Origin of the sequence: Paenibacillus koleovorans NBRC 103111, from assembly GCF_004000845.1 — a bacterium.
GTDB classification, from domain to species: domain Bacteria; phylum Bacillota; class Bacilli; order Paenibacillales; family NBRC-103111; genus Paenibacillus_AA; species Paenibacillus_AA koleovorans.
On sequence record NZ_BIMA01000020.1, the window covers coordinates 20132 to 45889 of the forward strand.

At 58.3% G+C, this 25758-nt stretch carries 18 protein-coding genes; 13 read left to right on the plus strand and 5 right to left on the minus strand.

Annotated elements, in window-relative coordinates:
* Positions 1–31: 31 nt before the first annotated feature.
* Positions 32–2914 carry a galactose-binding domain-containing protein gene (locus PKO02S_RS09220; RefSeq protein WP_164821358.1) on the minus strand — a complete coding sequence of 961 codons (2883 nt, stop codon included), beginning with the start codon at positions 2912–2914 and terminating at the stop codon, positions 32–34.
* A gap of 326 nt (positions 2915–3240) precedes the next feature.
* Here PKO02S_RS09220 and PKO02S_RS09225 point away from each other — a divergent pair, with 326 nt between their 5' ends.
* From PKO02S_RS09225 to PKO02S_RS09245, 5 genes are all read left to right on the plus strand, one after another.
* Positions 3241–5505: a helix-turn-helix domain-containing protein gene (locus PKO02S_RS09225; protein ID WP_127581497.1), complete on the plus strand. Its 2265-nt coding sequence runs from the start codon at positions 3241–3243 to the stop codon at positions 5503–5505.
* 220 nt (positions 5506–5725) lie between these two features.
* Positions 5726–7381 carry an extracellular solute-binding protein gene (locus tag PKO02S_RS09230; protein WP_127581500.1) on the plus strand — a complete coding sequence of 552 codons (1656 nt, stop codon included), beginning with the start codon at positions 5726–5728 and terminating at the stop codon, positions 7379–7381.
* 68 nt (positions 7382–7449) lie between these two features.
* Positions 7450–8406 (plus strand): ABC transporter permease, encoded by a 957-nt coding sequence (locus PKO02S_RS09235; protein WP_127581503.1) that lies wholly within the window; start codon positions 7450–7452, stop codon positions 8404–8406.
* A 13-nt stretch (positions 8407–8419) separates the two neighbouring features.
* Entirely contained in the window at positions 8420–9298 is an 879-nt protein-coding gene (locus tag PKO02S_RS09240) for a carbohydrate ABC transporter permease (protein WP_127581506.1), read from the plus strand.
* Between the two features lie 34 nt (positions 9299–9332).
* Positions 9333–10142 carry a histidinol-phosphatase gene (locus tag PKO02S_RS09245; protein WP_127581510.1) on the plus strand — a complete coding sequence of 270 codons (810 nt, stop codon included), beginning with the start codon at positions 9333–9335 and terminating at the stop codon, positions 10140–10142.
* 270 nt (positions 10143–10412) lie between these two features.
* On the opposite strand, the gene PKO02S_RS09250 is transcribed toward PKO02S_RS09245, so the two are convergent.
* Positions 10413–11687: a neutral/alkaline non-lysosomal ceramidase N-terminal domain-containing protein gene (locus PKO02S_RS09250; protein WP_127581513.1), complete on the minus strand. Its 1275-nt coding sequence runs from the start codon at positions 11685–11687 to the stop codon at positions 10413–10415.
* A gap of 6 nt (positions 11688–11693) precedes the next feature.
* Positions 11694–14921, minus strand: a complete 3228-nt coding sequence (locus PKO02S_RS09255; protein ID WP_127581515.1) for a heparinase II/III domain-containing protein — start codon at positions 14919–14921, stop codon at positions 11694–11696.
* Positions 14922–15092: 171 nt separating this feature from the next.
* Between PKO02S_RS09255 and PKO02S_RS09260 the strand changes: the two genes are divergently transcribed.
* The 8 genes from PKO02S_RS09260 (at position 15093) to PKO02S_RS09295 (ending at position 22792) form a co-directional block, all read left to right on the plus strand.
* Positions 15093–15980 carry a helix-turn-helix transcriptional regulator gene (locus PKO02S_RS09260; RefSeq protein ID WP_164821359.1) on the plus strand — a complete coding sequence of 296 codons (888 nt, stop codon included), beginning with the start codon at positions 15093–15095 and terminating at the stop codon, positions 15978–15980.
* A gap of 141 nt (positions 15981–16121) precedes the next feature.
* Positions 16122–16481, plus strand: coding sequence for a cupin domain-containing protein (locus PKO02S_RS09265; protein WP_127581521.1), 360 nt, complete (start codon positions 16122–16124; stop codon positions 16479–16481).
* Positions 16482–16826: 345 nt separating this feature from the next.
* Positions 16827–17531: a GntR family transcriptional regulator gene (locus PKO02S_RS09270; RefSeq protein WP_127581524.1), complete on the plus strand. Its 705-nt coding sequence runs from the start codon at positions 16827–16829 to the stop codon at positions 17529–17531.
* A 43-nt stretch (positions 17532–17574) separates the two neighbouring features.
* Positions 17575–18822: an enolase C-terminal domain-like protein gene (locus tag PKO02S_RS09275; RefSeq protein WP_127581527.1), complete on the plus strand. Its 1248-nt coding sequence runs from the start codon at positions 17575–17577 to the stop codon at positions 18820–18822.
* Positions 18819–19586, plus strand: a complete 768-nt coding sequence (locus PKO02S_RS09280) for an SDR family NAD(P)-dependent oxidoreductase (RefSeq protein ID WP_246066900.1) — start codon at positions 18819–18821, stop codon at positions 19584–19586. Before PKO02S_RS09275 ends, PKO02S_RS09280 begins: the two co-directional genes overlap by 4 nt.
* Before the next feature lie 14 nt (positions 19587–19600).
* A complete protein-coding gene (locus PKO02S_RS09285; RefSeq protein ID WP_307720015.1) occupies positions 19601–20359 on the plus strand; it encodes a glucosamine-6-phosphate deaminase in 759 nt (252 codons plus the stop codon).
* Position 20360: 1 nt separating this feature from the next.
* Positions 20361–21596 carry an N-acetylglucosamine-6-phosphate deacetylase gene (locus tag PKO02S_RS09290; RefSeq protein ID WP_127581533.1) on the plus strand — a complete coding sequence of 412 codons (1236 nt, stop codon included), beginning with the start codon at positions 20361–20363 and terminating at the stop codon, positions 21594–21596.
* The gene (locus tag PKO02S_RS09295) at positions 21593–22792 is read left to right on the plus strand and encodes an AGE family epimerase/isomerase (protein ID WP_127581536.1); all 1200 of its coding nucleotides are present in this window, start codon (positions 21593–21595) and stop codon (positions 22790–22792) included. The genes PKO02S_RS09290 and PKO02S_RS09295 overlap by 4 nt, the downstream gene beginning before the upstream one ends.
* A 158-nt stretch (positions 22793–22950) precedes the next feature.
* Here PKO02S_RS09295 and PKO02S_RS09300 read toward each other — a convergent pair whose 3' ends face one another.
* Entirely contained in the window at positions 22951–24000 is a 1050-nt protein-coding gene (locus PKO02S_RS09300; RefSeq protein ID WP_127581538.1) for an NAD(P)/FAD-dependent oxidoreductase, read from the minus strand.
* Positions 24001–24036: 36 nt separating this feature from the next.
* Positions 24037–25752 carry an ABC transporter ATP-binding protein gene (locus PKO02S_RS09305; RefSeq protein ID WP_127581541.1) on the minus strand — a complete coding sequence of 572 codons (1716 nt, stop codon included), beginning with the start codon at positions 25750–25752 and terminating at the stop codon, positions 24037–24039.
* Between the last annotated feature and the right edge of the window lie 6 nt (positions 25753–25758).

Consider the following 25758-nt stretch of genomic DNA (forward strand, 5'->3'; position numbering starts at 1 on the left):
CTCGTCGCGGGCTGCCGTTTTAGTTTGCAGCTTAAATCCCCGTCCAGATCGGAGCGGTAATCGCAAATTGCCCGTCGGCCTGAATCACTTTCAAGAAATAGTAGCGCTTCGTATTGTTCGTGATCGTGAAAGCCGTCCAATTGACGTTGTTGGAGTTGAAGTTGGCCGATCCGGCCAGCGCGCCCCCTTCCGTATAGACCTCGATTCGGCTAATATTGTCTCCGCTGTTCGGATCCGTCGCATTCACGCTGAAATTCAACGTAGACGGGTTGGACAAGGTCGAGCCCATGATGCTGCCGTTGATTTTGTATATAACCTTCATATTGGCGTCGGTCGTGGAATACACGCGATGGTGGCGGATCGCATCGAAAATTTGCGCTCTCGTCAAACTCTCCGCAAGGACGGCGGTTCTCCGGTTGTCCAGCGTTCCCCAGTTCGCGATATGATTGTCTTGATTGCCGGTTGGCGCAATATGCCATCCCAGATCGAGCGCATTCACATAGTAGCCCATGTAGTCGATCGAGCTCGTCCAGGCAGGGACCTCCATCAAGTCGAGCACCTTGTCGACGTCCGCATCGTAAGGGCCGAACCCGTTGAAATCCGCATCCCACGGATGGTTCCATTGCACGATGGCCGCCGGGTATTGTTTGACCTGATTATAGAAATTGCTGACCGTGTTGTACCCCGTATCGTACGTGTTGATGAAATCGTCCATGGCGAACGTGTTCATATGCCCGAAGCCGCCCGGCGGATACCAGGTCACCTCGCTCCCCGCAATTGCCACGAAGCTGCCGTTCACCGTTTTCCGGTCGGCCGAAGCCTTGAGATCCCGCCACTCCAAGCTTTTGCTCCAATCGAACCCATTGTCGAACAAATTGGTATGGTCGGTGACGGCCATAAAGTCTAGGCCCGCGGTGTTCCTCGCGTAATCGAAGGCTGCGTCCGGCACGCTGACTCCGTCGGAGAAGGCGGTGTGACTATGCAAATTGCCGAAGTAGGCGTTATAGTTCGCTGGCGTCGGAAGCGGCGACGGCTTTGGAGCCGGAGTAGGGAGACTCGCTTTCCTGGCGAATTGGAACCAGTTGATCCCGAGCCCCAGGTCGGAATTGTTCCCGATCACCAGATACACCGTGTGCACGCCGGTCACGTTGCTGATATCGACGGCGAGCGTGCTGTTCCGGGTCCATTGCTTGAAGGCGGTCAGCGTTCCTACCAGCGTCCCCGTCGGCGAGTCCAGCCTCACCTGCAGGTTGACCTTCTCCGGCTCCTCCCCTTCAGGCCCATTCGGATTATAGACGCGGGCGATGAACTGATTCGCGCCGGTCGAGCCGAAATCGAGACTGTCGAAGCGCAAGTAGTCGCCTGCCGTCTTGGCGCTGGCCGCATCCGTATCATTGCCGAGCGCGTATTCGTGAGTCGAATCCGGGCTGGGGATAAAGGTCATGCCGTTCACACCGTTATGGTCCGAGGATTGAATGATGTCGAACGCGCTGCGATTGACCGCAGGAAGCGGTACGGGCGTGTTGGCCCGGTACCCATAGGCCTTGAAGTCGGTGATATGGAAAACCGCGTTTGCTGAATTGTAAGTGCCCATTACCCGGATGTATCGTCCGGTCGCATTCACGGTATACGTATCCCCGGCATCGGCGGCGGGAGTTGTATTGTTTTTGGCGCCTACCTCCGTCCAGTTGAAATGATCCTTGCTGACATAAATCGTGTATTGGTAGTAGCGCGTGCCGTCCACATAGTTGCGTACCTTGATTTGCGTAATGTCGTATTGATCGCCAAGGTCTACTTGCCAATAGTGCTGATAAGGCGAAATACTGGCATAATTGCTATTGGTGGCGTCGGCATCCAGCGCATAATGGGGCTCATGGCCGGTTTGCGTATAGGTGACGATCGGTTCGCCCGGCGAAGAAGGCAGCGCCTCCACCTCAGCGGTTTTGCCGGCAGTCAGCAGGAAGGGCTCAAGCGTACATTCCTTGTACCCGTACACTTTGAAATCGCTGATATGCGTGCCCATATTGGCCGAGTTGTAGGTCACGTTGACCCTGACGTATCGCCCCACGCTGCTGACCGAATACGTATCCCCGCCATCGGTAGCCACGTTGTTGTTGGACTTCGTCGCCACCGTCGTCCAGTTGGTGCCGTTGGTGCTTGTCTGGATGTTGTAGCGGTAATAGCGGGTGCCGTCGACGTAGTTGCGGATTTTCAGCGTCTTGATGTCGTAGTTGGAACCCAGATCGACTTGCCACCACTGCGTGTACGGATAAGCCGACCAGTAGCTGGCGTTCGTCGCATCGGCGTCGTTGCCGTAGGCAGGGCCTCGTCCGCTCTCATTGCTCTGCGACGTGGCCGTCTTGCCGGCGCTGACCAGGGGCGGCGTCTCGCTCATCCGGCTCTGCGGTATGATTTGCTTGGACTGGCTGGAGCTGGACCAATACAGCTTGACGGAAGCATTGCCGGTATTCGTGTAATAATCCAGCCGGATATCATAATCCGTGCCCGCCGTCAGGCTGATGCGCGAGGTCCATTCGGCGCCGGTCTGATCGGTCCATTGGTCGAGCATAAGCTCTCCGTTGACCCACAGCCGGACGCCGCCGTCGAAGGCAACATAGAAATTGTAGTTCTGTGAATATTGCGGGCGAATCTGGCCGGTCCAGCGGACCGAGAACGTATCCGAGCCGATCGAGGCGTCCGGCGAACCCGAGCCCCAGTTGAAATTGACGGTCGCGTCCGTCCGTGATAGCTTGAGGCTAGTAAAATCCGCATTGTCGTAATAATCCCCCTTCAAACCGTTCCCCATGGCGGCAAACGCCCGCTGCGGCTCGAACACACTCGTGGAACCGCTTACAATAAAGAGGGCAATCCAGACTGCAATCGCGATCGCTTTCATTCTGCTTTTGGCATTCATTTCTTTACGTCCTCCTTTTTCATATGAAATGGTGCATCGGCTCCTCCGAGCCGCCTGCATCGCCCCCCTTCTCTCGCTGGGCTTAGGACCGAACCGCGCCTCGCAAGTTCATCATGAGTCTGCACCCTCCATCGGGTCAACGAACAAAAATTGATGAACGTCATATAAATTTTATCCCTTTCGCCGGTCGCTCCTTTTTTTGCCGAAACGGACTTGAGCCGGGCAGGAATCGCTGCTTGCGCATGGAATAGATTGCTGAAAACGCTATCCACGCGCAGCCCGATCCACATCATCCATATAGAAATCGCAATAGCGGGGGGAACGACATGAAATCACTCTTTTTTCGGGACCGATCCGGCTCCGTTTTCGTCAAAGTGCTCTACTCCTACATTCTCATCATCACGCTGCCCATGATCTTGTTCGGACTCGCCTCCTACTACTGGCTGACCCATGCGATGGAAAACGAGACACACGGCACGTACAGCGGAATTGCAGCGGATATACGCGCCGAGCTGAACCGGAATTTTCAGGTGTTGGATACGTTCGCCGTTCAGCTCTCCTACTTCCCTTGGGCGACCAAGCTGATGAACATGGAAGGAGGCAATCTCGGCTACGACCGTCTCGATATCGGACTGCTGCTCAATATTATTCAGGAGCTGCGCATCTTCCAGGCTACTTATCCTTTCATTGATGAGATGGCTGTCGACTTCCGAGGCAAGGACACGATCATCTCCACTGTCGGCAAAGACAACCGGGAACGGTTTTTCTCCGACCTGGTTCGATACAAGCGGCTCGCGGCCTCCGACTGGAGCGGCATGCTGGAGCGGCTGAACAACCGGACGATGCTGCCGGTGGAGGAAATGAGCGTCTTGAACCAATCGAAGCGCATGCTCACTTACATGCACGCGCTGCCGCCGGGCGACTCCAATTTCCAGGCGACCTTGCTGCTGTTCATCAAGGAGGAAACGATTCAGGACATGCTCGGCAAATCCGCTCTGGTCCAATCGAACGGCAGCGTCTATATTACCGACCGCGAAGGCCGACCCGTCACCGGGTATCGCGACAATCCTGCCATCCGCGCGGCATTGCTGGAGCATCTCCAGAACGGAACACCAGCGACTTCGCGGGTAAGCGCCTTGCGGACCGCCGACGGAGCGGCCTACACCCTCTATCAATCCGAGGAAGGCGCCAACGGCTGGACATATCAGCTGATCGTTCCGACCAGCACGCTCACGGCCCAGCTGAAAAGCATCCGGCTCGTGGCAGGCGCACTCATCTTGTTCTATCTGATCGTCGGGATAACCGTCTCCTATATGCTGGCAAGCCGCGATTACCGGCCGATCCGGCAAATCATGGACCTCGTCCGCTCCCGCAGGCCCGGGGCCGAGCAGGAGAACAACGAGTTCCGGGTCGTGGAGAGCGCCATCTATACGATGCTGAAAGATGCCGACCGCAACGAGAATGAGATTATGCTGTATAAGCCGTTCGCGCGGAATACTTGTCTCGCCAAGCTGCTCCGGGACGAGAAGGGGCATGCGGAGACGGCCGGTACGCTGGAGCTGCTGGACCTCTCCTTTCCTCACGAGTACTACCGATGTATCGTGCTGCTGCTCAGCGAGGAGCAGCTTGTGCCCGATACGCTGCAGGAGCTCTTGAAGAGCAAGCTCGACCCGAGCCTCGTCACCCACTATTGGGTCGAGCTGGACGGCAAGACGAAGGCGGTCATCCTGAGCGCCGAGAGCTTGTCCGCTGCGGAGGAGGCGATCGCCGGCATCGGCGAAGGACTGCTCAGCATGTCCGTGGCGTACCGCGCCATCGGGGTCGGCAGGCTGACCAGACGTCTGAGCGAGCTTCATCTCTCCTATGCCGAAGCTTGCCGCGCGCTAGAGTACCGGTTCATTCAAGCGGAAGGCTCGACGCTGTATGCGGAACGGTTCTCCGAGGCGGTGTACTGGAAAGCGGCGATTCAGGAAGAGCATGAGTTGATCGCCGCGATCAGGAACGGCCAAGCCGCGCTTGCCGTCGAGAAAGCGCATCGCATCGTGCTCGCGGAGGTCCAGACATACCGGCTGCCGCTCGACAGCATCCGCTTCCTGTGCTACCGGGTAGCGACCGTCGCGCTTGTAGCGCTGGAGGAGCTCAATATCGCGGAGCTGCCGGCGGTGAACTGGAACGAGCTGCTCCAGCAGGACGAGCTCGACGCCATGCTGGAAGCGATCCGGCGGCTGTACGAGGAGGCTGTCCGGCTCGCCGATGAAGCCAGGCTGGAGCGCAACGATCATCTGATTCGGGAGCTGAGAGCTTACTTGGAGACGCATTATACCGATCAAAATTTGTCCTTGACCGCCGTCGCCGACAAGTTCGGCATCTCGTCCTCCTACTTGAGCCGTTACTTCAAAACGCAGACCGGCACCAACTTCGTCGACTACGTCAACCGTTGCAGAATCGAGGCTTCCAAACGTCATCTGACGGGGGAGGCGACTATCCTGCAGATCGCGCACAAGGTCGGCTTCGACAACGATATTACGTTTCGCCGGCTGTTCAAGAAATATATGGGCGTCACCCCAAGCCAATATAAAGGAGCTCCCTGAGCCGGGAGCGGCGAAGACAATTTTTGAATGGCGGGCAACAAGCATTGTTCGTAGACCCTCGCCGCTAGGGCCCACTATACTAAGGGCATCCGGAGCTCGAGTCCGGGTTGCCGGCCCCAAGCCATGGCGTTCCGGAGCGCCGAGAGAGAATGGGGACGGTGTCATCGACGGAGTGGCAGAACGCCTGGAACTGGTAAATCGATAAGGAGGGTTTCTTTCCATGAACAAAAAAAGCGCAACCGCGCTGAGCGCAGTGCTGGCATGCTCGATCGCAGCCGCAGGCTGCACGTCTTCAACCGACAACCCGAGCGCTTCTTCTGCACCGGCTGCTTCCCCGACGGCTGAGGTCAAACCGTCTGCAGCCTCGGGACCGAAAAACCCGATGCCGATCGTAACCGACGGCTCGGTCACCCTGACAGTAGCGATCGCGGACAATCCGTTCGCGGCGGCGAGCCTGACGCAGAACTTGCCCGTGTGGCAAGAGATCGAGAAAGTAACGGGGGTCAAGATCAAGTGGGACGTCACCCCGAACAGCCAATACCAGACAGCCTTGCAGACGAGGATGGCGGCCCGGACGAATTTGCCCGACATTATGTTCACATCCTTCGATATGTACAAATACGGCAAGGACGGCCTGCTCCTCCCGCTCGACGATCTGTTGCAGAAATACGGACAGAACGCCGCGGAGGTGTTCAAGCAGAAGCCGCTGCTCCCCGCGCTGATGAAGACGCCCGAAGGCAAGACGTACCATCTCTCGGGCACACGGGACGAGGAGGTCGCCGCTGGACCATACGGCTGGCTGATCCGCAAGGACTGGCTCGATAAGCTGGGGCTGAAGGAGCCTAACACGATCGACGATTGGTACAACGTTCTGAAAGCGTTTAAAGACAAAGATCCGAACGGCAACGGCAAAGCCGACGAAATCCCGATGACCAACTACAACGGCGTCTCGCAGCTGTACTATTGGGGCAACGCCTGGGGCTTGCATCTGCGCACGAGCGACGGCTACTACCCGGATGCCAAAGGCAAGATTCAATACGAGTGGCTCGATCCGAAGGCGAAGGAAATGGTCGTGTTCCTGAACAAGCTGATCAAGGAAGGGCTGCTCGACATGGAGTTCGCCGTCAACAACAAGGATCAGCTGACGTCCAAGATCATCCGCAGCTTGTCCGGCGCCGCCTTGGCCTGGCAGGAATCCAACACCCTGTGGAACAACAAGCTGAAGGAATCCGGCGAAGCCAATCCGCAGTGGCTGATGACGAAGCCTCCGGCCGGGCCGAACGGATACAAGGGCCATATCGAGACGACTTGGCTCGCCAACGGCAATGCCGTCATCAACAAAGAATCCAAAAACGCCGAAATCGCTTTCCGCTGGCTGGATTACGTCATCTACAGCATGGAGAATTCCAAACGCGCCACGCTTGGGGTGGAAGGCAAATCGTATACGATGAAGGATGGAAAGCCGGTCTTTACGGACTTCGTGGTGAAGAACCCGAACGGTCTCGGACCGGTGGAAGCGATCCGCTCGATCGGCGCCTGGCAGCTGAACAGCCTGGTGATGAAGAAGGAATACGTGTCGATGCTCAAGCTGACGGACGACGTGCTGACCGAAAGAGCCAAGCTCGTGGAGCCTTACATCGTGCCGGTCGTGGAGTTCGCCATTCCTACGGAAGAAGAGTTCACCAAATTGAACCGCAAGCTTACAGAAATTTCCACATACAAAGATGAAATGGTCGCCAAGTTCATTCTCGGCCAGGAGCCGATCGACAAATGGGACAGCTTCACGCAGAAGATCAAGGACATCGGCATCGCCGACGTGCTGGCCGTGCGTCAAGCCCAATACGACCGACTGATGGCGAATAAGGCAGCCAACTAAGCCAAGCGGCGGCGACGGGTTGCGTCATTCTGGCCCGCGCCGCCCTTCCCTAAGGAGAGAAGCGCTCCATGATAACCGACACTCGCAACTTGTCTCCGCTCACGAAGCCGGAATCCGGTTGGAGCCGGTACCGCAAGCTGTGGATTCGGGACAAGTACTTGCTGCTGATGACGGTCCCGGCCATTCTGTATTTCCTGATTTTCCACTACGCCCCGATGTACGGCATCCTGATGGCGTTCAAGGATTTCTCCCCGAGCAGGGGGATCTGGGACAGCCGATGGGTCGGTCTGCAATGGTTCGAGGAATTTTTCAACTCCATTTATGCGTTTCGCTTGATCAAAAATGTGCTTTTGCTGAACCTGTACAATTTGCTGTGGGGGTTCCCGATTCCGATCATCTTCGCCCTGCTGCTGAATGAAGTGAGGCGCCAGGCGTTCAAGCGCTTCATCCAATCGGTGAGCTATATGCCGCATTTCATCTCCGTCGTCGTCATTGTCGGAATGACCGTGACGTTCCTGTCGCCTAACAGCGGCATCGTAAATGCGCTGCTCGATGTGCTCGGCTTCGATCGGATCAACTTCCTGAGCGAGGCGGACTGGTTCCGCACGATCTACATCGGCACCGACATTTGGGCCAGCTTCGGCTACAACTCGATCCTCTACTTGGCCGCCATCGCCGCCATCGATCCCCAGCTGTACGAAGCGGCCAAGATCGACGGCGCCGGCCGTTGGAAGCAGATGCTCCATGTGACGCTGCCCGGGCTCGCCTCGACGATCGTCATCCTGCTGATCCTGCAGCTGGGCCGCATGATGAGCGTAGGGTTCGAGAAAATTATACTGCTCTACAATCCCGCCACCTACGATGTTGCGGACGTTATTTCCACATACGTCTACCGGATCGGACTAGTCGGGGGCGAATTCAGCTTCGCCGCTGCGGTCGACCTGATGAATGCGGTCATCAACTGCGTTCTGATCGTCACCTTCAACCGGCTGGCGAGAAAATGGACGGCCATCTCGCTATGGTAAGAAGGAGCTCGCCATGACTACTAAACGTATTGCCGGAGGGAATTGGGCGGATGTCGTGATTACCGTGTTGATGCTCGGCGTCATCGGCATTTGCCTGTACCCCCTCATCTTCGTGTTCAGCATGTCGATCAGCGACCCGCTCTCCGCCGCGAAGCAGGAGGTGTGGCTTTGGCCGAAAGGCTTCTCGCTGCAATCCTACAAGCTGGTAGCCGACAATCCCGACCTGTGGAGGGCCTATGCGAACACGATTTTCTACACGGTCGTCGGGACTGTCATTAACGTTGTCGTGACCATCCTGCTCGCGTACCCGCTGTCGCGCCGAAGCTTCGTCATCCGGGTACCCCTGACGCTGTTCATCGTCTTCACGATGCTGTTCAAGGGGGGCATCATCCCCACATTCATTCTGATCAACAAGCTGGGCTTGTACGACACCCGCTGGATTTTGCTGCTGCTGGGCGCCGTAGGCGTCTGGTACGTCATTATAGCCCGAACATTCTTCGAATCGATTCCGGACACGCTGATCGAATCGGCGAAGCTCGACGGAGCCAACGACATGGGCATCCTGTGGAGGATTGTGACCCCGCTGTCCATGCCGATCGTCGCGGTGCTGATCCTGTTCTACGCCGTGGAGCATTGGAACAGCTACTTCAGCGCCTTGATTTATTTGCCTAGCAAGGAGCTCCAGCCGCTGCAGCTGTATCTCGTCAAGGTGCTTGTGGAGAATACGCAGAGCTTGGCCGATTCGATTCTGATGAGCGAGGAGAAAAGTTTGGCCATCATGCAAGTGAAATACGCGATTATCATCGTATCCACCTTGCCGATTTTGTGCATCTATCCGTTCCTGCAAAAATATTTTGTGCAAGGCGTTATGATTGGGGCGATCAAAGGATGAGTGTGCAGGTGACGATGGGGAGGAGCGTGCGGACATGAGGCTGGATTATCATACGCATCACGAGCGGTGCGGGCACGCGCAGGGCACGATGCGCGACATGATCGAGGCGGCGTTGGCCGCCGGCGTCACCCAGCTCGGGCTGTCAGACCACAGCCCGCTGTTTTTCCTGGAGGACGATCACCCGTCCCCCGGCATGACGATGGCGCGGTCCGAGTTCCCGCGGTACGTGGAGGAGATGCTGGCGCTGCGCGACGAATACGCCGGCCGGATCGATATCCGGATCGGCGTGGAGTCCGATTACATGCCGGGGTGGATGGAGCGGTACCGGGGGATTTATGCGGGGTACCCGCTCGATTATGTGATCGGGTCGGTGCATTACTTCGAAGGTTTGCATGTATTCAACCGCACGCGCTGGGAAGCGGCGGATGCCGATCCGCTGCGGACGTTCACCCTGTATATCCGGCTGGTGCAGGAGGCGGCGCGTTGCGGGGTGTTCGATATCCTCGGACATCTGGATGCGGTCAAAGGATTGGGGGTCGTTCCCGCGGACCCGCTCACCGAGCTGTGGGACGAAACGGTTCGCATCATCGCGGACGCGGATATAGCCGTGGAGGTGAACACGTCGGGAGCGCGCAAGCCTGCTCGCGAGTGGTTCCCCTCCACCGACCTGCTGGAGCGGCTGCATCGCGCGGGCGTGCGCTTCACGTTCGGCTCGGACGCGCATAGCCCCGACCAGCTGCTGTACGACTGGGAGCCGGTCGTCGACTACTTGCACGCGATCGGAGTGCGGCAGCTCGCCACCTTCCGCAACCGCCGGCGGGAGCTGGTCCCGCTGGTGCGGTAAGGCAAGGACGGCCTCCCGGGTCATCGCTTTGATGATCCGGGAGGCCGTCCTTTTAGGCTTCTGTGTGGTTGAGGTGTTTCCATAAGGTGATGCCATAGCGCTATTAGTCTCGAATGGCGGTTTCGCCGAAAAATAAGCTGATGGCGTAACGCTATTTCCCCCGAAACCGCCCCGGATGCCTGAGCTTCCTACGAATAAGGTGATCCCGTAACGCTATTTTCCGCCAATCCCGGGTTCCGAGTAAAATAAGGTGATTTCATAACGCTATTGTTAAGGCTCCAGCAAGTCCAACTGCTTGCGAAACGCATCCAGAATGACGCGGTCAATGCCTACCGCGATTTTCCCCTTCAAGCCGTACTCGATGACGGAGCCTTCCGCTTCATAGCCGCCCTCCTCGACAATCTTATCGCTAGGGATGTAAGCGGTGCTGTCCATGTAGCCGATAAACAGCAGCTTTTTGTCGGGAAACGCTTGGGCGATATTCAGCTTCACCTCGACGCAAGGTTCTCCGCCAAGCGCGGCTATGTACACTTGCTCGCTCAAGCGGATGATGCCGCCCTGCAGCATCATGTGGTCTGCCATCTGATCGTAGTGCTCCACCACTTGAGCGGCCGTCGTGCGAATCAGGGGAATGTTGCTCTCATTCGCTACCGCTTCCTCGAACACTTCCTTGGCGAACGGCTCGAGCGGGATCGCCATCTCGAATTGCCGGGCCGCGAGCTGCAGCTCGATCGGTTCGAAGATGCCGAAGCCGAGCGCGTGCGCAATTTTGTTCGCCATCACCGTGGACATCGCATCGATCTCGTCGAAGGTGCAAGTAATAAAATCGCCGTGACTCGCCGTCACCATCGGACGACTGTTGCCGCCTGCGCCTTGGAAAAAGAGCGACGTCAACCCGAACAGACGAGCCTCCAGAAGCTGGCCGATCCGCCCCGGGAAATCCGTCGACAAGTATGGCGTATCCCGGATCGTGACCGGATGGCACGCATAATTGAGCAGCACGCCTCTCGGCTGGCCGGCTTCGTCGGTTATTTTCAGCATATGGACCGTATTGTCCGTGATGCCTTCCGGGTTCGGGCGATTCTCGAACTGGCCATCCACCTTCAGGCGGCGGTTGATATTCCATTCTCCCTCTACGGAACCATAAGACAGCGTCCCGCTGAACGTGTTGTGAAACACCCGGTTGATGCAGGATTTGATCCGCTCCAACAAAAACGCTTCGTAATAGTCCGAATGCTGCCCCAGGTCGTAGCCGCGGACGGCCGGACCCGAGTGCGTATGCGTATAGGACAAAATAACGTTGTCCGGTGCAATGGAATACCGTTCTTGCGCGTACTGCTGGATCGAGCGGGTCAGCTCCGTGTCGTGGAACAGCAAATCCAGGGTGATGAGCAGCACGCTCTGTTTCCCGTCATTCATCCAAAGCGCTTTCACATACAAATCGTCGTGCACACCCTGATAAGTGTTTCCGTAAAAGGAGCCGTATCCCGACATCGTCATCGCGATATCCGGTGTAATCAAGTCCCGCGCCATACCAAATTTCATGTTCCCTCACTCCTTCTCCCAGCTGTGCGACAGCGGAATGACCACCGCATCGCCAACGCTGATGTCGTATATAAATTCTCGAGCCTTGTCTTCCCTATAACGCCGAATCAGCGTGGAATCTCCGATATCGAGCCGATATAAGCCTTCTCCTATACTAGTAAAACCTTGAATGGTATACACGGCATTCCCTTCGCCATCGCCTTGCACGTACAGACTGACTCCGATCAGCTCGCTTGGAAGGGAGCCTTGCAGCTCCATCTGGACCGTGATTTCATTTTGCATGGACAGCTGCCTCGTAAAATCGACAACAGTCCCTTCCAACCGCCCTTTTGTCGGACGAAGAAGCGGTTCGGATAAAGGCCCCAGAAGATCGCCGTCATGCAAATAGCCGTACACCGGCCCCTCGCTCTCCTCCGCATAAACGCCGAAAAACCCGCGGAACGCAAACTTGCCGTCAATCCAGTAAATGCTGTCCGGATCTGTGGAGCACACTACATAATCTGTCCTGCCGTTATCCAGCACGAGTTTGACTGCAGCGGCCTCCGACCGATCACCTCCACCGTAGGAATCGCGCTCCGCCGTAACGGCTGCAATCGAAACGATACGCCGCTCCTTCCTATACGGCTCGATCACCGACAGGAACAGCGAATCCAGCTCTTCCTCGCCGTCGCCGCGGCGAACGATCGCATAGCGCAAGCTGGCGGGGTTGCCGGGTTTGTTGCGCGGCGGGACGCCGTCGGCGAGAGCGACCTCGTCGTAGGCGCCTAGCATCGTCAGCCGAAGATGGATCGGCCCGGCGACAGCCGGGTCGGCAGCGCCGTGGGAATCGGCAGCGTCAGTGGTAACAGCAGCACCGGCGCGAACATCAGCAGCGACAGCGGCGACAGTGGCGTCAGTGGCGTCAGCAACGGCAACGGCAGCGTCATGGACATGCCATGTATCGACCGCCGTCCAATCGAGGCTGAACTGCTCCGGCGGCGCCACATCGCGCTCCACCCGCTGCAAGTAATGCAGCCCGTGCCCCTTGTACCCGGGTCCGGCGATGTCGTCCGCGCGTTCGCCGTAGGGCACATCGGCCCCCGCCAGCGTCCCGCCGGGTTGCTCCACGCATGCGAGCCCTTCCGTCGCAACTGCTCCCTCCGGCCCGTGAAAGCTGAAGTGATGCTCCCGCCCGCCTGCGACGCGGAACAGATCGATCGCATACGAATCGCGGTCATCGATACGGATCATCGCCGTCGTCCGGCGGTATCGACGCACATGCGGATACGCCTTAGGCGCTTCCACATCGATCAGCTTCACCCGCCCGCAATCGTCGTAGTGAAGCGGGATCGCCACCCGCTGTACCGCCTGCTGCCGCCGATCCACCATAACGGTATTGTGGCTGATCGTATTGCGCACCCAATGGAATCGATGCATGTCCCGTTTGTCCGCAAATTCCGGATATCCGAGATCCGGCATCAAATCCAAGCCGTACGCATACAGGCCGATGTTCAGCGTGTCGGCATGGCCGTGTCCGTCCGATTGCCCATAATACATCCACAGGGTGCGTTGGAATTGCTCGTTCCCACGCCCGTCCTCGTGACTTTGCCAACCCTTTTGCCCACCCCCTTGCGCCAGCCCGTTACCTTGCCCATGCCCGCTCCATGTCCCTTGCCCGTGCGGCTCCCCGTCATCCCGCAGCGCCGCCAACCCGTAGCCGCTCAGATTCGTGCTCGGCAGAGTCAATGGCCCTTGAGCGGCCACGGCCGCCTTCATACGCGCAATCAGTCCGTCCTGATCCGCTTGGAAAATGCCTCCGTGCACCTTATCCCACGAATTCCCGCCGAACAAATAGGCGGCTTGCGCGTAGATCGGGTCGCCGTACTTCTCGAACGCCTTCACCAGCAGGCGGGCGGAATGCCCGACCAGACCAGGCTGTCCAGTCGTCCCGGAATCGCCGATCGAAGGCGTATAACGGCCTAACATAACGAGCGGGATAAAGCTGTCGAACATCTTTTTGAATTTGACATGGTTCCAGAGAACCCCTTGGTTATAGTGCCGGCAATCCTCGAGCAGCTCAGCCAGCTCCGCAAACGAATCGAGCCAGAGCGAGTTGTACGAAGGCGCGGATTCATCGCCATGCCCGTCGCGGTCGACCTTGTCCACTAAGGCTTGCCTGATGCCGTCCCCCGCTTCATTCGGCTGAAAAACAAAATCAAGCCATTCCACCGTCTCCGGCGGCGAATCCAGCACGACGGCCGCCAGTGCGGCGGCACGCTCATGCATGCCCGTATTGCCGAGAATTTGACCGTTCCGGATAGCCGGGTACACTTGCCGAACGATCGATTGCTCCATGTGAAGGCGGATCGTTTCCCCGTTGCTCTTGTCGACATCCAGCTGACAGACCGCCGCCTTTTCGCTCAAGAACGCAATCGTCTCGGGATTATCCAGCTCCGGCAGGAAAGCATCATAGGCATACAGCAGCTCTTTGATCACAAACGTCTCCCAGATGGAGCCCGTCGCTTTCCCTTTTCCCTCCGGCGTCCCCCCGTCACAAACCAAAAAAACCTGCGGATTGTGCAGCGAGGTATCAAGAGCCGGGTACACGTCCGCGATGCGATCAAGCAAAACGATTCCCGCTCGGGCATACTTCAGATCTCCCGTGTAGAGGTAAGCTTCCTTCAGCGCCTTCAGCCCAACCGTAACGAGGCAGTTGTCTCCCCCATACCAGAGAAACATATGGATGTAGTGGGCAATAAACGTAAACACATGGCCTTCCGAATCGATCCAGCCGAAGCCGTCGTCCACACCCCACTCCGGTCCCCGCTCCGGATACAGCGTGTTGACCAGCAAGGAACGATCGGCCAGCTTCGGGCGGAAAAGCCCGTGAGCATCCAGCCCGCTCTTGTAGTAGGCTTCGAAATCGTTCGTCGGAAACCACATGCTGCAGGACGGATCGAACAGCTTCCACGGACGTCCGAGCGGATCGGCCCGATACGGGTAATTGCCGAATTGATTCAAGGTAAGACCGGTAACGATGCTCCCCCGCTTCTGGTTGACGCCATAGCTGCGAGGCAGCGTGTAAGGCGGGATCGATTGCCACAATCGCTCCCAGCCCGCTTCCACATACGGCTCGGCAATCTCCACTGCCTCGTCCCGAAGCCGCTGCGCCCATTCATACTTGACGATATTTTGCCGGGCTGCTGCCTTTTTAGCTTCCGTGTAGATCGTGCTCTTCCTTTTGCTCCACGTCATCGTTCGCTCTCCCTGGATTCAATGGTTGCTAAGGTACTCTTTCATTATAGGGGAAAAATGTCAGGCTGGTCAGCCTAATCAAGGACATGAAATAACGGACGATGTCCGTCAGCAGCAAAGGTTGTTATAATATAACTAGGAGTGAGTCGAGCTGAAAGGTGGGCGGCCGCATTGCATCAAGAATCCCCGGAGACGTACAACATCAGAACGAGAATCGGCCGGCTGCGGTTCGATATTTATTTGGACGATTCCTTCCGCGCCACAACCGCTCCCCGTTTTTTCAACCAGCACAACCATTCCAACTTCGAGGTGCATTTCATTGTCGAGGGATGCGGAAGGCTGCTGCTGGAACAGGAGGAAATCGAGCTCCAGAGCGGTCACTTCTATGTCATTCCGCCTGGCGTCTACCACTCGATCGTTCTGGATCGGCAGCGATTGCTGAGCAAATACACGATTCGGTTCGACTGGGTCGAGGAGCACGACTACGACGATTCCTTCCCCGCGAGCGAGGAAGTGAGCTTGAAGAGCGCCCTATCCCAGATCGGCTTCTTCTACGCGCCGGATACGGGCAGCAACGAGCTGCTGGACCGCATCAATCGGGAAATCGAGCAGCCGGCGCTTGGCTATTACTCCAATCTGCAATCCTACTTCAATCAAATCATGATCCAACTGCTCCGTGCCGGCGCCCCTACAATTCGTTCCGGCTATCAACTGCCGAGACGCGTGCCGGATGACAGTCGAAGCTTGGTCATCGACGCTTTTTTCGACCGATACGAGTCCGAGCTGACCTTGGAGGAGCTGGCGACGGAGCTTCATCTGAGCGCTCGTCAGACGAGCCGGATCCTGAAGCAAATGTACAACACGACGTTCCAGCAAAAGCTTCATGATACCCGCGTGGAGGAAGGCAAAAAGAGATTGCGGACGACCGATCATACGATCACGGCGATTTCCGACCAGCTTGGTTTTGCCTCTCCGGCGCTGTTCTGCAGCATTTTCAAGAAGAAGATCGGCCAATCTCCGCAAGCGTACCGGAAAGCCAGCAACAAGAGTTCAAAGTAGGCAAGGGTATGCCCATCAGCCTGTACGGACGGACATGAACGGAGAAAACGTGTCTCTCCAGCTCGTTTTGCCGGACCGCTTCCTTCGCTATAATTAGCGTGTAAATCAAAGATCCTTTCAAAAGGGACAGGAGGAAGCAGGATGATTAAAGCATTCGTCAAGAAGATCTCTACGCTGTCGGGGTATGAAGGAGAAGGCGTCACGTTCCTGGAGGAGGCGGAGGCGGAAACGATCTCCAGCAATTATGTCAGAGTGAAGCCGGGACAGTCCACGTCGGAGGGCATGCATGACGATGAAGAAGAAGTGTATATCGTACTAGGCGGCAAGGCGAAGCTCAGACTGGGCGAGGAAACGCACGAGGTGGAAAAGGGCGACGTCGTCTACATTCCGCGGAATGTGGTTCATCAAGCTACTTGCGTTTCGGATGTCGATTTCGAATATATTTGCGTCTGCAACTGGCCGGATCGGATTCCGGGGCAAGTATACGAGTCTCATCATTAAGTTAAGCGCGACGCTTCTGCAGAAAGAGCGGCTTCTTGGTCTACCGGACCGAGGAGCCGCTTTTTGGGTTGCTGTTAGTAGGACCCAGGTTTCGTCGTACAGAGTGCGGCTTTAACCGGAAAATTTGGTGGACACCAGGGACCTTATTTGCTGCAAAACGATCAACTTCGCCAAGTATCCGGACACTGGAGCCCTTATTTGGAGGAACCTAACGGAAGCGTTTTTTTGTATCAAAATGATGGGGATAGAACCAAAACTCCATTGACTTGTATACAAGTACACAAGTATACTCGAATCACAAGCAGTCCACCCATACACTACCGAAGCAAAGGAGGAACAAGCCGCATGTCATCGTTATCCCCGCTGCCGCCGCAGCTGCCTAGAAAATCGCTCGGCTCGCAGGTGTACGACTCGATTCGCGAAGCGATCGTCTCGCTCAAGCTGGAGCCTGGCCAGATGATCTACGAGAACGAGCTCGCCGAGACGCTTGGCGTGAGCCGCACGCCGATCCGCGAAGCGATCCGGCTGCTCGTCGGCGAGGAGCTGCTCGACGTGCTGCCGCAGAAGGGCACGCGCATCGCCTACATCTCCGAGCGCAAGGTAACGGAGACGCGGTTTATCCGCGAGCAGCTGGAACAAGGCGCGTTCCGCATCGCCGCCCGCGTCTGGCAGGCGGAGGTGCACCGCACCCAGAAGGAGGCAATCGTCCAGCTGCTCGAGGAGCAGCGCGCGGCTGCCGCCAGGGAGGACATCACCGAATTTCTGCGCCTCGACGAGGCGTTTCACCGGATGCTCCTGGAGCTGACAGGCAACAGCACGCTGTTGAACGTTATTTACCACATGCGGGCGCATCTGAATCGGCTTCGCTATCTCGCGCTGAAGCAATTCCACGATATGCACCGGGTGCTGGCCGAGCATGAGCAGCTGTTCGCCGCCATCGAGTCGAAAGACGAGACCGCGACAGTACGGCTATTGGAGCAGCATTTCGGCCAGTTGAATACCGAGCTGCCGAGCTTGCGGGAGGCATTTTCGCACTATTTTACCGACTAGATGTAGAGCGCTGCACGATACCCATGGGAGGAGTTCTGTCGCAATGAAAATTTCGAACATCAAGGCAACAACCGTCACCGTACCGCTAGAGGCGCCGCTTCGGCACAGCAATGGCGCGCACTGGGGCCGCTTCGTCCGTACGATCGTGGAAGTGGAGACCGATGAAGGCATTACCGGCTTGGGGGAAATGGGCGGCGGCGGCGAAAGCGCGCAGGCGGCGTTCAATGGCTTGAAGTCGTACCTGATCGGCCATGATCCGTTCCAGCTCGAAGAGCTGCGGTACAAAATTTGCAACCCGACGGCGAGCCTGTACAACAACCGGACGCAGCTGCATGCTGCGATTGAGTTCGCTTGCTTAGACATTATGGGCAAGAAGCTGGGCGTGTCGGTATCTCAGCTGCTCGGCGGACGCGTACGTGATGCGGTTCCGTTTGCCAGCTACTTGTTTTTTCGCCATCCTCATGAGAAAAGCGGGCTGGGCGAAGTGCGAACTGTCGAGCAGTTGGTGGAGCATTGCCGCGAGCTGAAGGAGAAGTACGGCTTCACGACTCACAAGCTGAAGGGCGGCGTGTTTCATCCGGATTATGAGCTCGAGTGCTACAAGGCGCTGGCAGAAACGTTTCCGAAGGACCGGCTGCGCTACGACCCGAACGCGGCACTGAGCGTCGAGGATTCGATTCGGTTCGGACAGGCAATTGAAGGATTGAACAACGATTATTTCGAGGATCCGACTTGGGGCTTGAACGGAATGCGGCGTGTGCGTTCCATGGTTCGGATTCCAACAGCGACGAATACAGTCGTGGTCAATTTCGAGCAGCTGGCGGCCAACATTCTCGATCCGGCGATCGACGTCATCCTGCTGGACACGACGTTCTGGGGCGGCATTCGTCCCTGCATCAAGGCGGCCGGCGTCTGCGAGACGTTCCAGTACGGCATTGCCGTCCATTCCTCCGGCGAGCTCGGCATTCAGCTGGCTACGATGCTTCATCTGGGGGCCGTCGTGCCGAATTTGGCGTTTGCGGCGGATGCGCACTATCACCATCTGGTGGACGATTTGATCGTCGGCGGGAAAATGGGGTATGAAAACGGCGCGATTCGCGTGCCTGACGGACCCGGATTGGGTGTGGAGCTGGATCGCGAGAAGCTGGCCGAGTACGCCGAGCTGTACCGTGAGTTAGGTGGCTATCCGTACGACCGGGATCCGGCCCGTCCGGACTGGTTCCCCCTCGTGCCGAACGACCGTTGGGCTTCGCCCGAATCGACAACTACTGCTGGAGGTGGACGCGCGTGAGGCTAAAAGGAAAAATCGCCCTCGTCACCGGCAGCGGCCGCGGGATCGGCGGCGCTATGGCCAGAGGCTTCGCCGCGGAAGGCGCCGACGTCGTCCTCGTCAGCCGGACGCTGGAGCAGCTGCAGGTTCAAGAGCGGTGGATTCGCGAGCACACCTCCTCCTCTGCGATTTCGGTGGCGGCGGATGTGGGCAGCGAGGACGATGTGCGGAGGATGGTCGAGCTTGCGCTGCAAACCTACGGCAAGATCGACATCCTCGCCAACTGCGCGGGCATCACGATGGTGTCGCCTTCGGAGTCGCTGTCGCTCGACAATTGGCACAAATGCTTGCGCATCAATCTCGACGGCACGTTCCTCTGCTGCCGGCAGGTTGGCGCGCATATGATCGAAGCCGGCCGAGGCGGCAAGATCATCAACATCACTTCGATCGTCGCCCATGCGGCGATTCCCGAGCGGGCCGCTTATGCGGCCAGCAAAGGCGGCGTCATGCAGCTGACGCAGAACTTGGCGGTGGAATGGGCGGAACACGGCATTCAAGTGAATGCGATCAGCCCGGGCTTTATCCGCACGGAGATCGTGCAAGATTTGATCGCGAGAGGCGTTCACAAGCCGGAGCGAATGGTCGCGCGTATCCCTGCGGGTCGGCTTGGCGAGGTGGACGACCTGGTCGGGCCGGCGGTATTCCTCGCCAGCTCCGACTCGGACTATGTGACGGGAACGATTCTGAAAGTGGACGGCGGCTGGCTCGCCAACGGGTACGTATGATGACACTTCTTCGATTGGAATTAGTAGATTCGCTTCAGGTTCAAGTTTACGAGACACGCGGTCAGATGGGGTTTGCCGCCGGTACGGCCGTCGCGTCCAAGCTGCGCGAGCTGCTCGCGCGGCAGCCGGAGGTCCGGATCATTCTCGGCTCGGCTCCGTCGCAGAACGAGCTGATGGATACGCTCGCCGAGGCGTCGGGCATCGATTGGTCGCGCGTGACCCTTTTCCACATGGATGAATACATCGGCATCTCGGCGGAGGATTCCCACTCGTTCTCCCACTATTTGCGCGAGCGCCTTGTACGCCGCGTTCAACCGGGGCGCTACCATGTTATCGACGGGACCGCCCCGGATCCGAAGCAGGAATGTCGGCGTTACGCTGGTCTGCTGTCTGAGGCGACGATGGACATCGTCTGCCTGGGCATCGGCGAGAACGGCCATATCGCGTTCAATGACCCGCCTGTGGCGGATTTCGAGGACCCCCTGCGAGTGAAAATCGTCGAGATCGACGCCGTCTGCCGACAGCAGCAGGTGAACGACCGCTGCTTCGAGACGCTGGAGGACGTACCTACGCACGCGATTACGCTGACGGTACCTTCGTTGATGTCGGGCACTTACGCCTTCGGCATCGTCCCCGGACCAACCAAGACGAAAGCGGTGCACCGTACGCTTGACGGGTCGATCTCAACCGAATGTCCCGCGACGATCATCCGGAAGCACCCGCACTGTACGCTGTATCTCGATGCGGCTTCATACGGGTTGGGCGAACGCTGATATGAGTACGAGCGAACGGATTACGATAAAAGGCCGGCATTACGAGACCGGTGAACCGGTTCGGCTGCAGCTTGAATCGGGGCGAATCGCGAAAATCGAAGCCGGGGCGGACATCGACGAAGGGATGGGCTCGAGTGCGGACGTGGCGGCACTAACCGCTCGCTCCCCTCTCCCCTTCCTCGGCCCGGGTTTGGTCGATTTGCAGATCAACGGCTACGGAGGCATCGACCTGAACACGCTCCCGCTCGAGCGGGAGCAAGTCAGCCGGTTGGTGCGGCTGGTGGCGGCGGAAGGCGTCACCTCGTTCTATCCGACGATTATCACCAACAGCGACGCGCATACGACCGCCCTGCTGCGGACGCTGGCCGCCGTCTGCGAAGCGGACCCGCTCGCCACCGCGTGCATGCCGGGCTTCCACCTGGAAGGCCCGTACATCTCGCCGCAGGACGGACCGCGCGGCGCGCATAGGGCCGACTACGTGTGTCCGCCAGACTGGGAGCAGCTCGAGCGGTGGCAAGAAGCGGCCGGCGGCCGGATCCGGCTCCTCACGCTGTCGCCCGAATGGGACGGCGCCGAGCCGTTCATCCGCCGCTGTGTGAGCGCCGGAATTCGCGTGGCGATCGGCCATACGGCCGCGACGTCGGAGCAGATTCGCCGGGCGGTGCATGCGGGCGCGACACTGTCGACGCACCTGGGCAACGCCGCCCATCTCACCTTGCCGCGGCATCCGAACTACATCTGGGACCAGCTCGCCGAGGACGGGCTGTGGGCCAGCTTGATCGCGGACGGGTTTCATCTCCCGGAGGCGTTCTTGAAGGTGGCGCTGCGGATCAAGGGACCGCGCGCCTTCCTCGTGAGCGATGCCGCCCACTTGGCCGGCATGCCTCCGGGCCGCTACCTCACGCATATCGGCGGTGAGGTGGTGCTGCAGCCGAGCGGCAAGCTGCATATGGCCGAGAACGAGCGCTACTTGGCCGGTTCGGCGCAGATGCTTCCCGCCGGCATCGCCCATCTGGCGCGCTCCGGGCTGTGCCCGCTGGCCGAAGCCTGGAATCGGGCTTCTTGTTATCCGGCCGAGTTTGCCGGCATTAGCGGCTTATCCGCAGGGCTGTCCGTCGGGGTCCCGGCCGATCTGACGCTGTTCCACTGGGACGGCCGCTCCATCTCGATCAAGACCGTGTACAAGAATGGACAGCTTTTGTACGAGTCTGCACCTGGAAAGGAGACCAACCCATGAACACGCAGCGGATGTCATGGTCGGAGCTGCTCGGATTTTACGAGAAGCATCTGTTCGAGCAAGTGATGCCATTCTGGCTGAAACATGCAATCGACGATCGGCACGGCGGCATCAATAATATCATCCGCGACGACGGCGCCGTCATCTCCACCGACAAAATCATTTGGTCGCAAGGCCGCGCACTCTGGACGTTTTCCGCGATCCACAACTACTTGGACCAAGATCCGAAATGGCTGGAAACCGCCCACGGTATCGCCCGGTTGCTCTTCAAGCATGGCCGCAACAACGATGGAGCCTGGGTGTTCCGCATCCATGAAGACGGCCGTATCGCCGATCCGACGACGAGCATCTACGTAGACGCCTTCGTCACCTATGGGATGACGGAATACGCGCGGGCGACCGGCTCCGCCGAAGCGCTGCAGATCGCGCTGGACAACTACGCCCGCGTCCTGCCGCTGCTCTACGACCACAAGACGCTGCCGACCGCCCCGCTGCCGATCCCCGAAGGCTTGCAGGCTCACGGCCCGTTCATGATTTACGCGCTTGTCTTCTACGAGCTCGGACTGCTGACACAGCGGGACGACATCATGCAGGAAGCTCTCCGCGCGGCGGAAACGATTATGACTGAGCATGTCCATCCCGAGGAGCGGGTGCTGTTCGAATACGTGCAGCCCGGCGGAACGCTAGCCTCCACCGATGCCGGTCGCACATACATCCCAGGACATGCGATTGAGAGCATGTGGTTTCTGGAGCGCATCTACACGCTCTACTCGCAGCCCGAACGCGTCCGGCAGACGCTCGACGTCATTCGCTGGAATCTCGAGAAAGGCTGGGACAGCGAATACGGCGGCATCTTCCTGGCGCGGCACCTCGACGGCGGCCCTCCGGCCTGGTTCAAGCCCGACTCCAAGGTGTGGTGGCCGGCGACCGAGACGCTCTACGCGCTGCTCCGCGCCTACGAGCTGTCCGGCGAGTCCTGGTGCCTGGACTGGTACTGGCAGGTGCACGACTACAGCTTCGCCCGCTATCCGAACCTCGAGCACGGCGAATGGCGCCAAAATCTCGACCGCTACGGGGAGCCGATGGAGCCTGTAGTAAGCACGCTGCCGGTCAAGGACCCGTTCCATCTGCCGCGGGCATTGCTGTTGGCGATTCAGACGCTCCGCCGTCTGGCCGCCGCGCAATCGCCCGCCTGACGCCTTATGCCTGACGTCTGACGCCTGACGAAACAAGCCGGGAGCATCCCGCACCGTGTCGGAATCGTTCTCCGCACTGCGCTGCTCCCGGCTTGTTTCCTTTTCCGCCAACCTGTTCCGTGTTCCGCTCCTTCTCCTCCGACAACGACGACGGGCGCTTACGGATTGGCCACGCCCAACGCCTTGTTCTTCTCCTTGAACCGGTCATTGTGCGAGGAGACGTACGCCACCTTCGGCGCCTCCGGCTCCAGATACAGCTTGGCGCTGTTCACCGCCAGCGCCGCGTCCGTGAACGCGCCGGCAATCAAATTCAGCTTGCTCGGATGGTTCGCCGTATCCCCCGCGACGAATACGCCCGGCAAATTGGAGGCCAGCTTCTCGTTTACGTTAATTTTCCAAGGCCCCATATCCAGCCCCCAGTCGACAATCCGGCCGAAATCGCCGCGGAGTCCGTGATTGACGATCACGGCGTCCACCTCCAGCCGTTCCGTCTTGTCCGTCAGGCCGCCTTCCGAATTGACTTGCACAATCGATACCGATTCGATGCGGTCTCCTTGACCATACAGATTAGTCAGCGCGTACGGCGTGCGGACATCCACGGATGACTCCATCATCCGCCTCACATTTTTCTCGTGTCCGCCGAATTTGTCGCGTCGGTGCACTACGGTCACATGCGCAGCGATAGACTCCAGCTCATTGGCCCAATCCACGGCCGAATCCCCGCCTCCGGATATAAGCACGCGTTTGCCGCGGAATCCTTCCAGCTCCTGCACCGTATAGTGCAAGTTCGTCACCTCGTAGCGGTCGGCTCCTTCGATTTCCAGCTTCGCTACCTTCAACACCCCGTACCCGATCGCCAAAATCAATGTGCGGGTATGATGCCGCTCGCCGGTCTCCGCCGTCACGATCAGCGTGCCGTCTTCCTGCCGCTCCAGCCCGCTGATTTGCTGGCCCAGCACGACCGTCGGCTCGAATGTGAGCGCCTGCTGAATCATTTGCTCAATCAGCCGATCGCAGCGAATCGGCGTGACGCCCCCGACATCCCATATCATTTTCTCCGGATAAATACGCGGCTTGCCTCCGAGCTCCTCTTTCGCCTCGATCAGCTTCGTCTTCATATCCCGCATCCCGCTGTAGAATGCGGCGTACAGACCGGCGGGGCCTCCACCGACAATCGTCAAGTCGTACAGTTCCAACGGCTCGTTCATGGTCGCCTCCAATGACATTGATGTGAATTTCCCCGCTTAGGCTCCAAACTGGGCTTGATGCAGTCGGCTGTAGATGCCTTGGGTCGATATGAGTTCCTCATGACTGCCTTGCTCGACTATGCCCTGGTCGGCCACCACGACGATCCGATCCGCATTTTTGATCGTCGCCAGACGGTGGGCGATCGCCAGCGTCGTCCGTCCGTGGGACAGCTCCGCGAGCGCCGTTTGAATCGCCGCTTCCGTCTCGGTATCCAAAGCCGATGTCGCTTCATCCAGAATGAGAATGGGCGGATTTTTCAAGAACATCCGCGCGATGGAGAGCCGCTGCTTCTGCCCGCCGGACAGCTTCACGCCCCGCTCCCCGATCAGCGTATCCAGCCCTTCCGGCCGCGAGGCGATCAGCTCCTCCAATTGGGCGCGCCGCGCCGCCTCCCGGATTTCGGCTTCGGTGGCGTCCAGCCTGCCATAGGCGATATTTTCCCGGATCGTGCCGTCGAACAGGAACACGTCCTGCTGTACGATGCCGATATGCGAACGAAGCGAATCCAGCGTCATCTTGCGTATATCGATGCCGTCGATCGTGATCGAGCCTTCGTCGATATCATAGAAGCGAGGGAGCAGCGAGCAGAGCGTCGTTTTCCCCCCTCCTGACGGGCCTACAAGCGCAACCGTTTCGCCGGGCCGAATGGACAAGTTGACGCCTTTCAGCACGCCCTCTTTGTTCTTGTAGCCGAAGGCTACATCATGGAAACGAATTTCTCCCTTCAGCTCCCGCACGGATACGGCATCCGGCGCATCGGCCACGTCCGGTTCGGTTTCCAGCAGCTCCAAGTATCTCCGGAATCCGGCAATTCCTTTGGGATACGTCTCGATCACCGAGTTGATCTGTTTGATCGGACCGAGGAATACCGTGGACAGCATGATGAAGGCAATAAATTCGCCGTAAGTCATTTTTCCCTCGATGACAAACCACGTCCCGCATACGAGGACGAACAGCGAGACGAATTTCATCAGGATAAAGCTGAGCGACGAGTTCCAAGCCATGATGCGGTAGGCAATCAGCTTAGTCAGGCGAAAGCGGTCGTTGTTTTCCTTGAACCGGGCAATCTCGTGCTGCTCGTTGGCAAACGCCTGCACGACGCGGATGCCGCTGATGTTGTTCTCGACCCTGGCGTTGTAGTCGGCGATGTCGGCGAACATGCGCTTGAAGGCAGCCGACATTTTGCGGCCGAAATGCAGCGACAAATAAATCATCAGCGGCACGATGACGAATGTCAGCACCGCAAGCTGCCAATTAATGCCCAGCATAATGCCGAAAGCGCCGACGAGCGTCATACAGGCGATAAATAAATCCTCCGGCCCATGGTGGGCGATTTCTCCGATGTCCATCAGATCGGACGTCATCCGGGATACGAGATGTCCGGTCTTGTTGTTGTCGAAAAAGCCAAACGAGAGCTTCTGCACCCGTTCGAACAGCTTTTTGCGCATATCCGTCTCAATGTTGATGCCCAGCATGTGGCCCCAATACGTGACGACGTAATGCAGCGCGGCGCTGACAAAGTAGATGCCCAGCAGGCCAAGACAGGCATAGAAGATCCAGAGCCAGTTGCCGCTTGGCAGCAGATCGTCCACGACCCGGTTCAAGGCCAGCGGGAAAGCCAGATCCAGAAGAGCGGCGAAGATCGCGCAGCTGAAATCGAGAATAAACAGTCCCTTATAGGGACGGTAATAAGCATAAAACCGGCGCAGCATCGATAT

Bases quoted from the DNA above. Each gene is read 5' to 3' on its own strand.
- PKO02S_RS09220 (WP_164821358.1), bottom strand. From the start codon at position 2,914: ATGAATGCCAAAAGCAGAATGAAAGCGATCGCGATTGCAGTCTGGATT.
- PKO02S_RS09225 (WP_127581497.1), top strand. From the start codon at position 3,241: ATGAAATCACTCTTTTTTCGGGACCGATCCGGCTCCGTTTTCGTCAAA.
- PKO02S_RS09230 (WP_127581500.1), top strand. From the start codon at position 5,726: ATGAACAAAAAAAGCGCAACCGCGCTGAGCGCAGTGCTGGCATGCTCG.
- PKO02S_RS09235 (WP_127581503.1), top strand. From the start codon at position 7,450: ATGATAACCGACACTCGCAACTTGTCTCCGCTCACGAAGCCGGAATCC.
- PKO02S_RS09240 (WP_127581506.1), top strand. From the start codon at position 8,420: ATGACTACTAAACGTATTGCCGGAGGGAATTGGGCGGATGTCGTGATT.
- PKO02S_RS09245 (WP_127581510.1), top strand. From the start codon at position 9,333: ATGAGGCTGGATTATCATACGCATCACGAGCGGTGCGGGCACGCGCAG.
- PKO02S_RS09250 (WP_127581513.1), bottom strand. From the start codon at position 11,687: ATGAAATTTGGTATGGCGCGGGACTTGATTACACCGGATATCGCGATG.
- PKO02S_RS09255 (WP_127581515.1), bottom strand. From the start codon at position 14,921: ATGACGTGGAGCAAAAGGAAGAGCACGATCTACACGGAAGCTAAAAAG.
- PKO02S_RS09265 (WP_127581521.1), top strand. From the start codon at position 16,122: ATGATTAAAGCATTCGTCAAGAAGATCTCTACGCTGTCGGGGTATGAA.
- PKO02S_RS09270 (WP_127581524.1), top strand. From the start codon at position 16,827: ATGTCATCGTTATCCCCGCTGCCGCCGCAGCTGCCTAGAAAATCGCTC.
- PKO02S_RS09275 (WP_127581527.1), top strand. From the start codon at position 17,575: ATGAAAATTTCGAACATCAAGGCAACAACCGTCACCGTACCGCTAGAG.
- PKO02S_RS09290 (WP_127581533.1), top strand. From the start codon at position 20,361: ATGAGTACGAGCGAACGGATTACGATAAAAGGCCGGCATTACGAGACC.
- PKO02S_RS09295 (WP_127581536.1), top strand. From the start codon at position 21,593: ATGAACACGCAGCGGATGTCATGGTCGGAGCTGCTCGGATTTTACGAG.
- PKO02S_RS09300 (WP_127581538.1), bottom strand. From the start codon at position 24,000: ATGAACGAGCCGTTGGAACTGTACGACTTGACGATTGTCGGTGGAGGC.
- PKO02S_RS09305 (WP_127581541.1), bottom strand. From the start codon at position 25,752: ATGCTGCGCCGGTTTTATGCTTATTACCGTCCCTATAAGGGACTGTTT.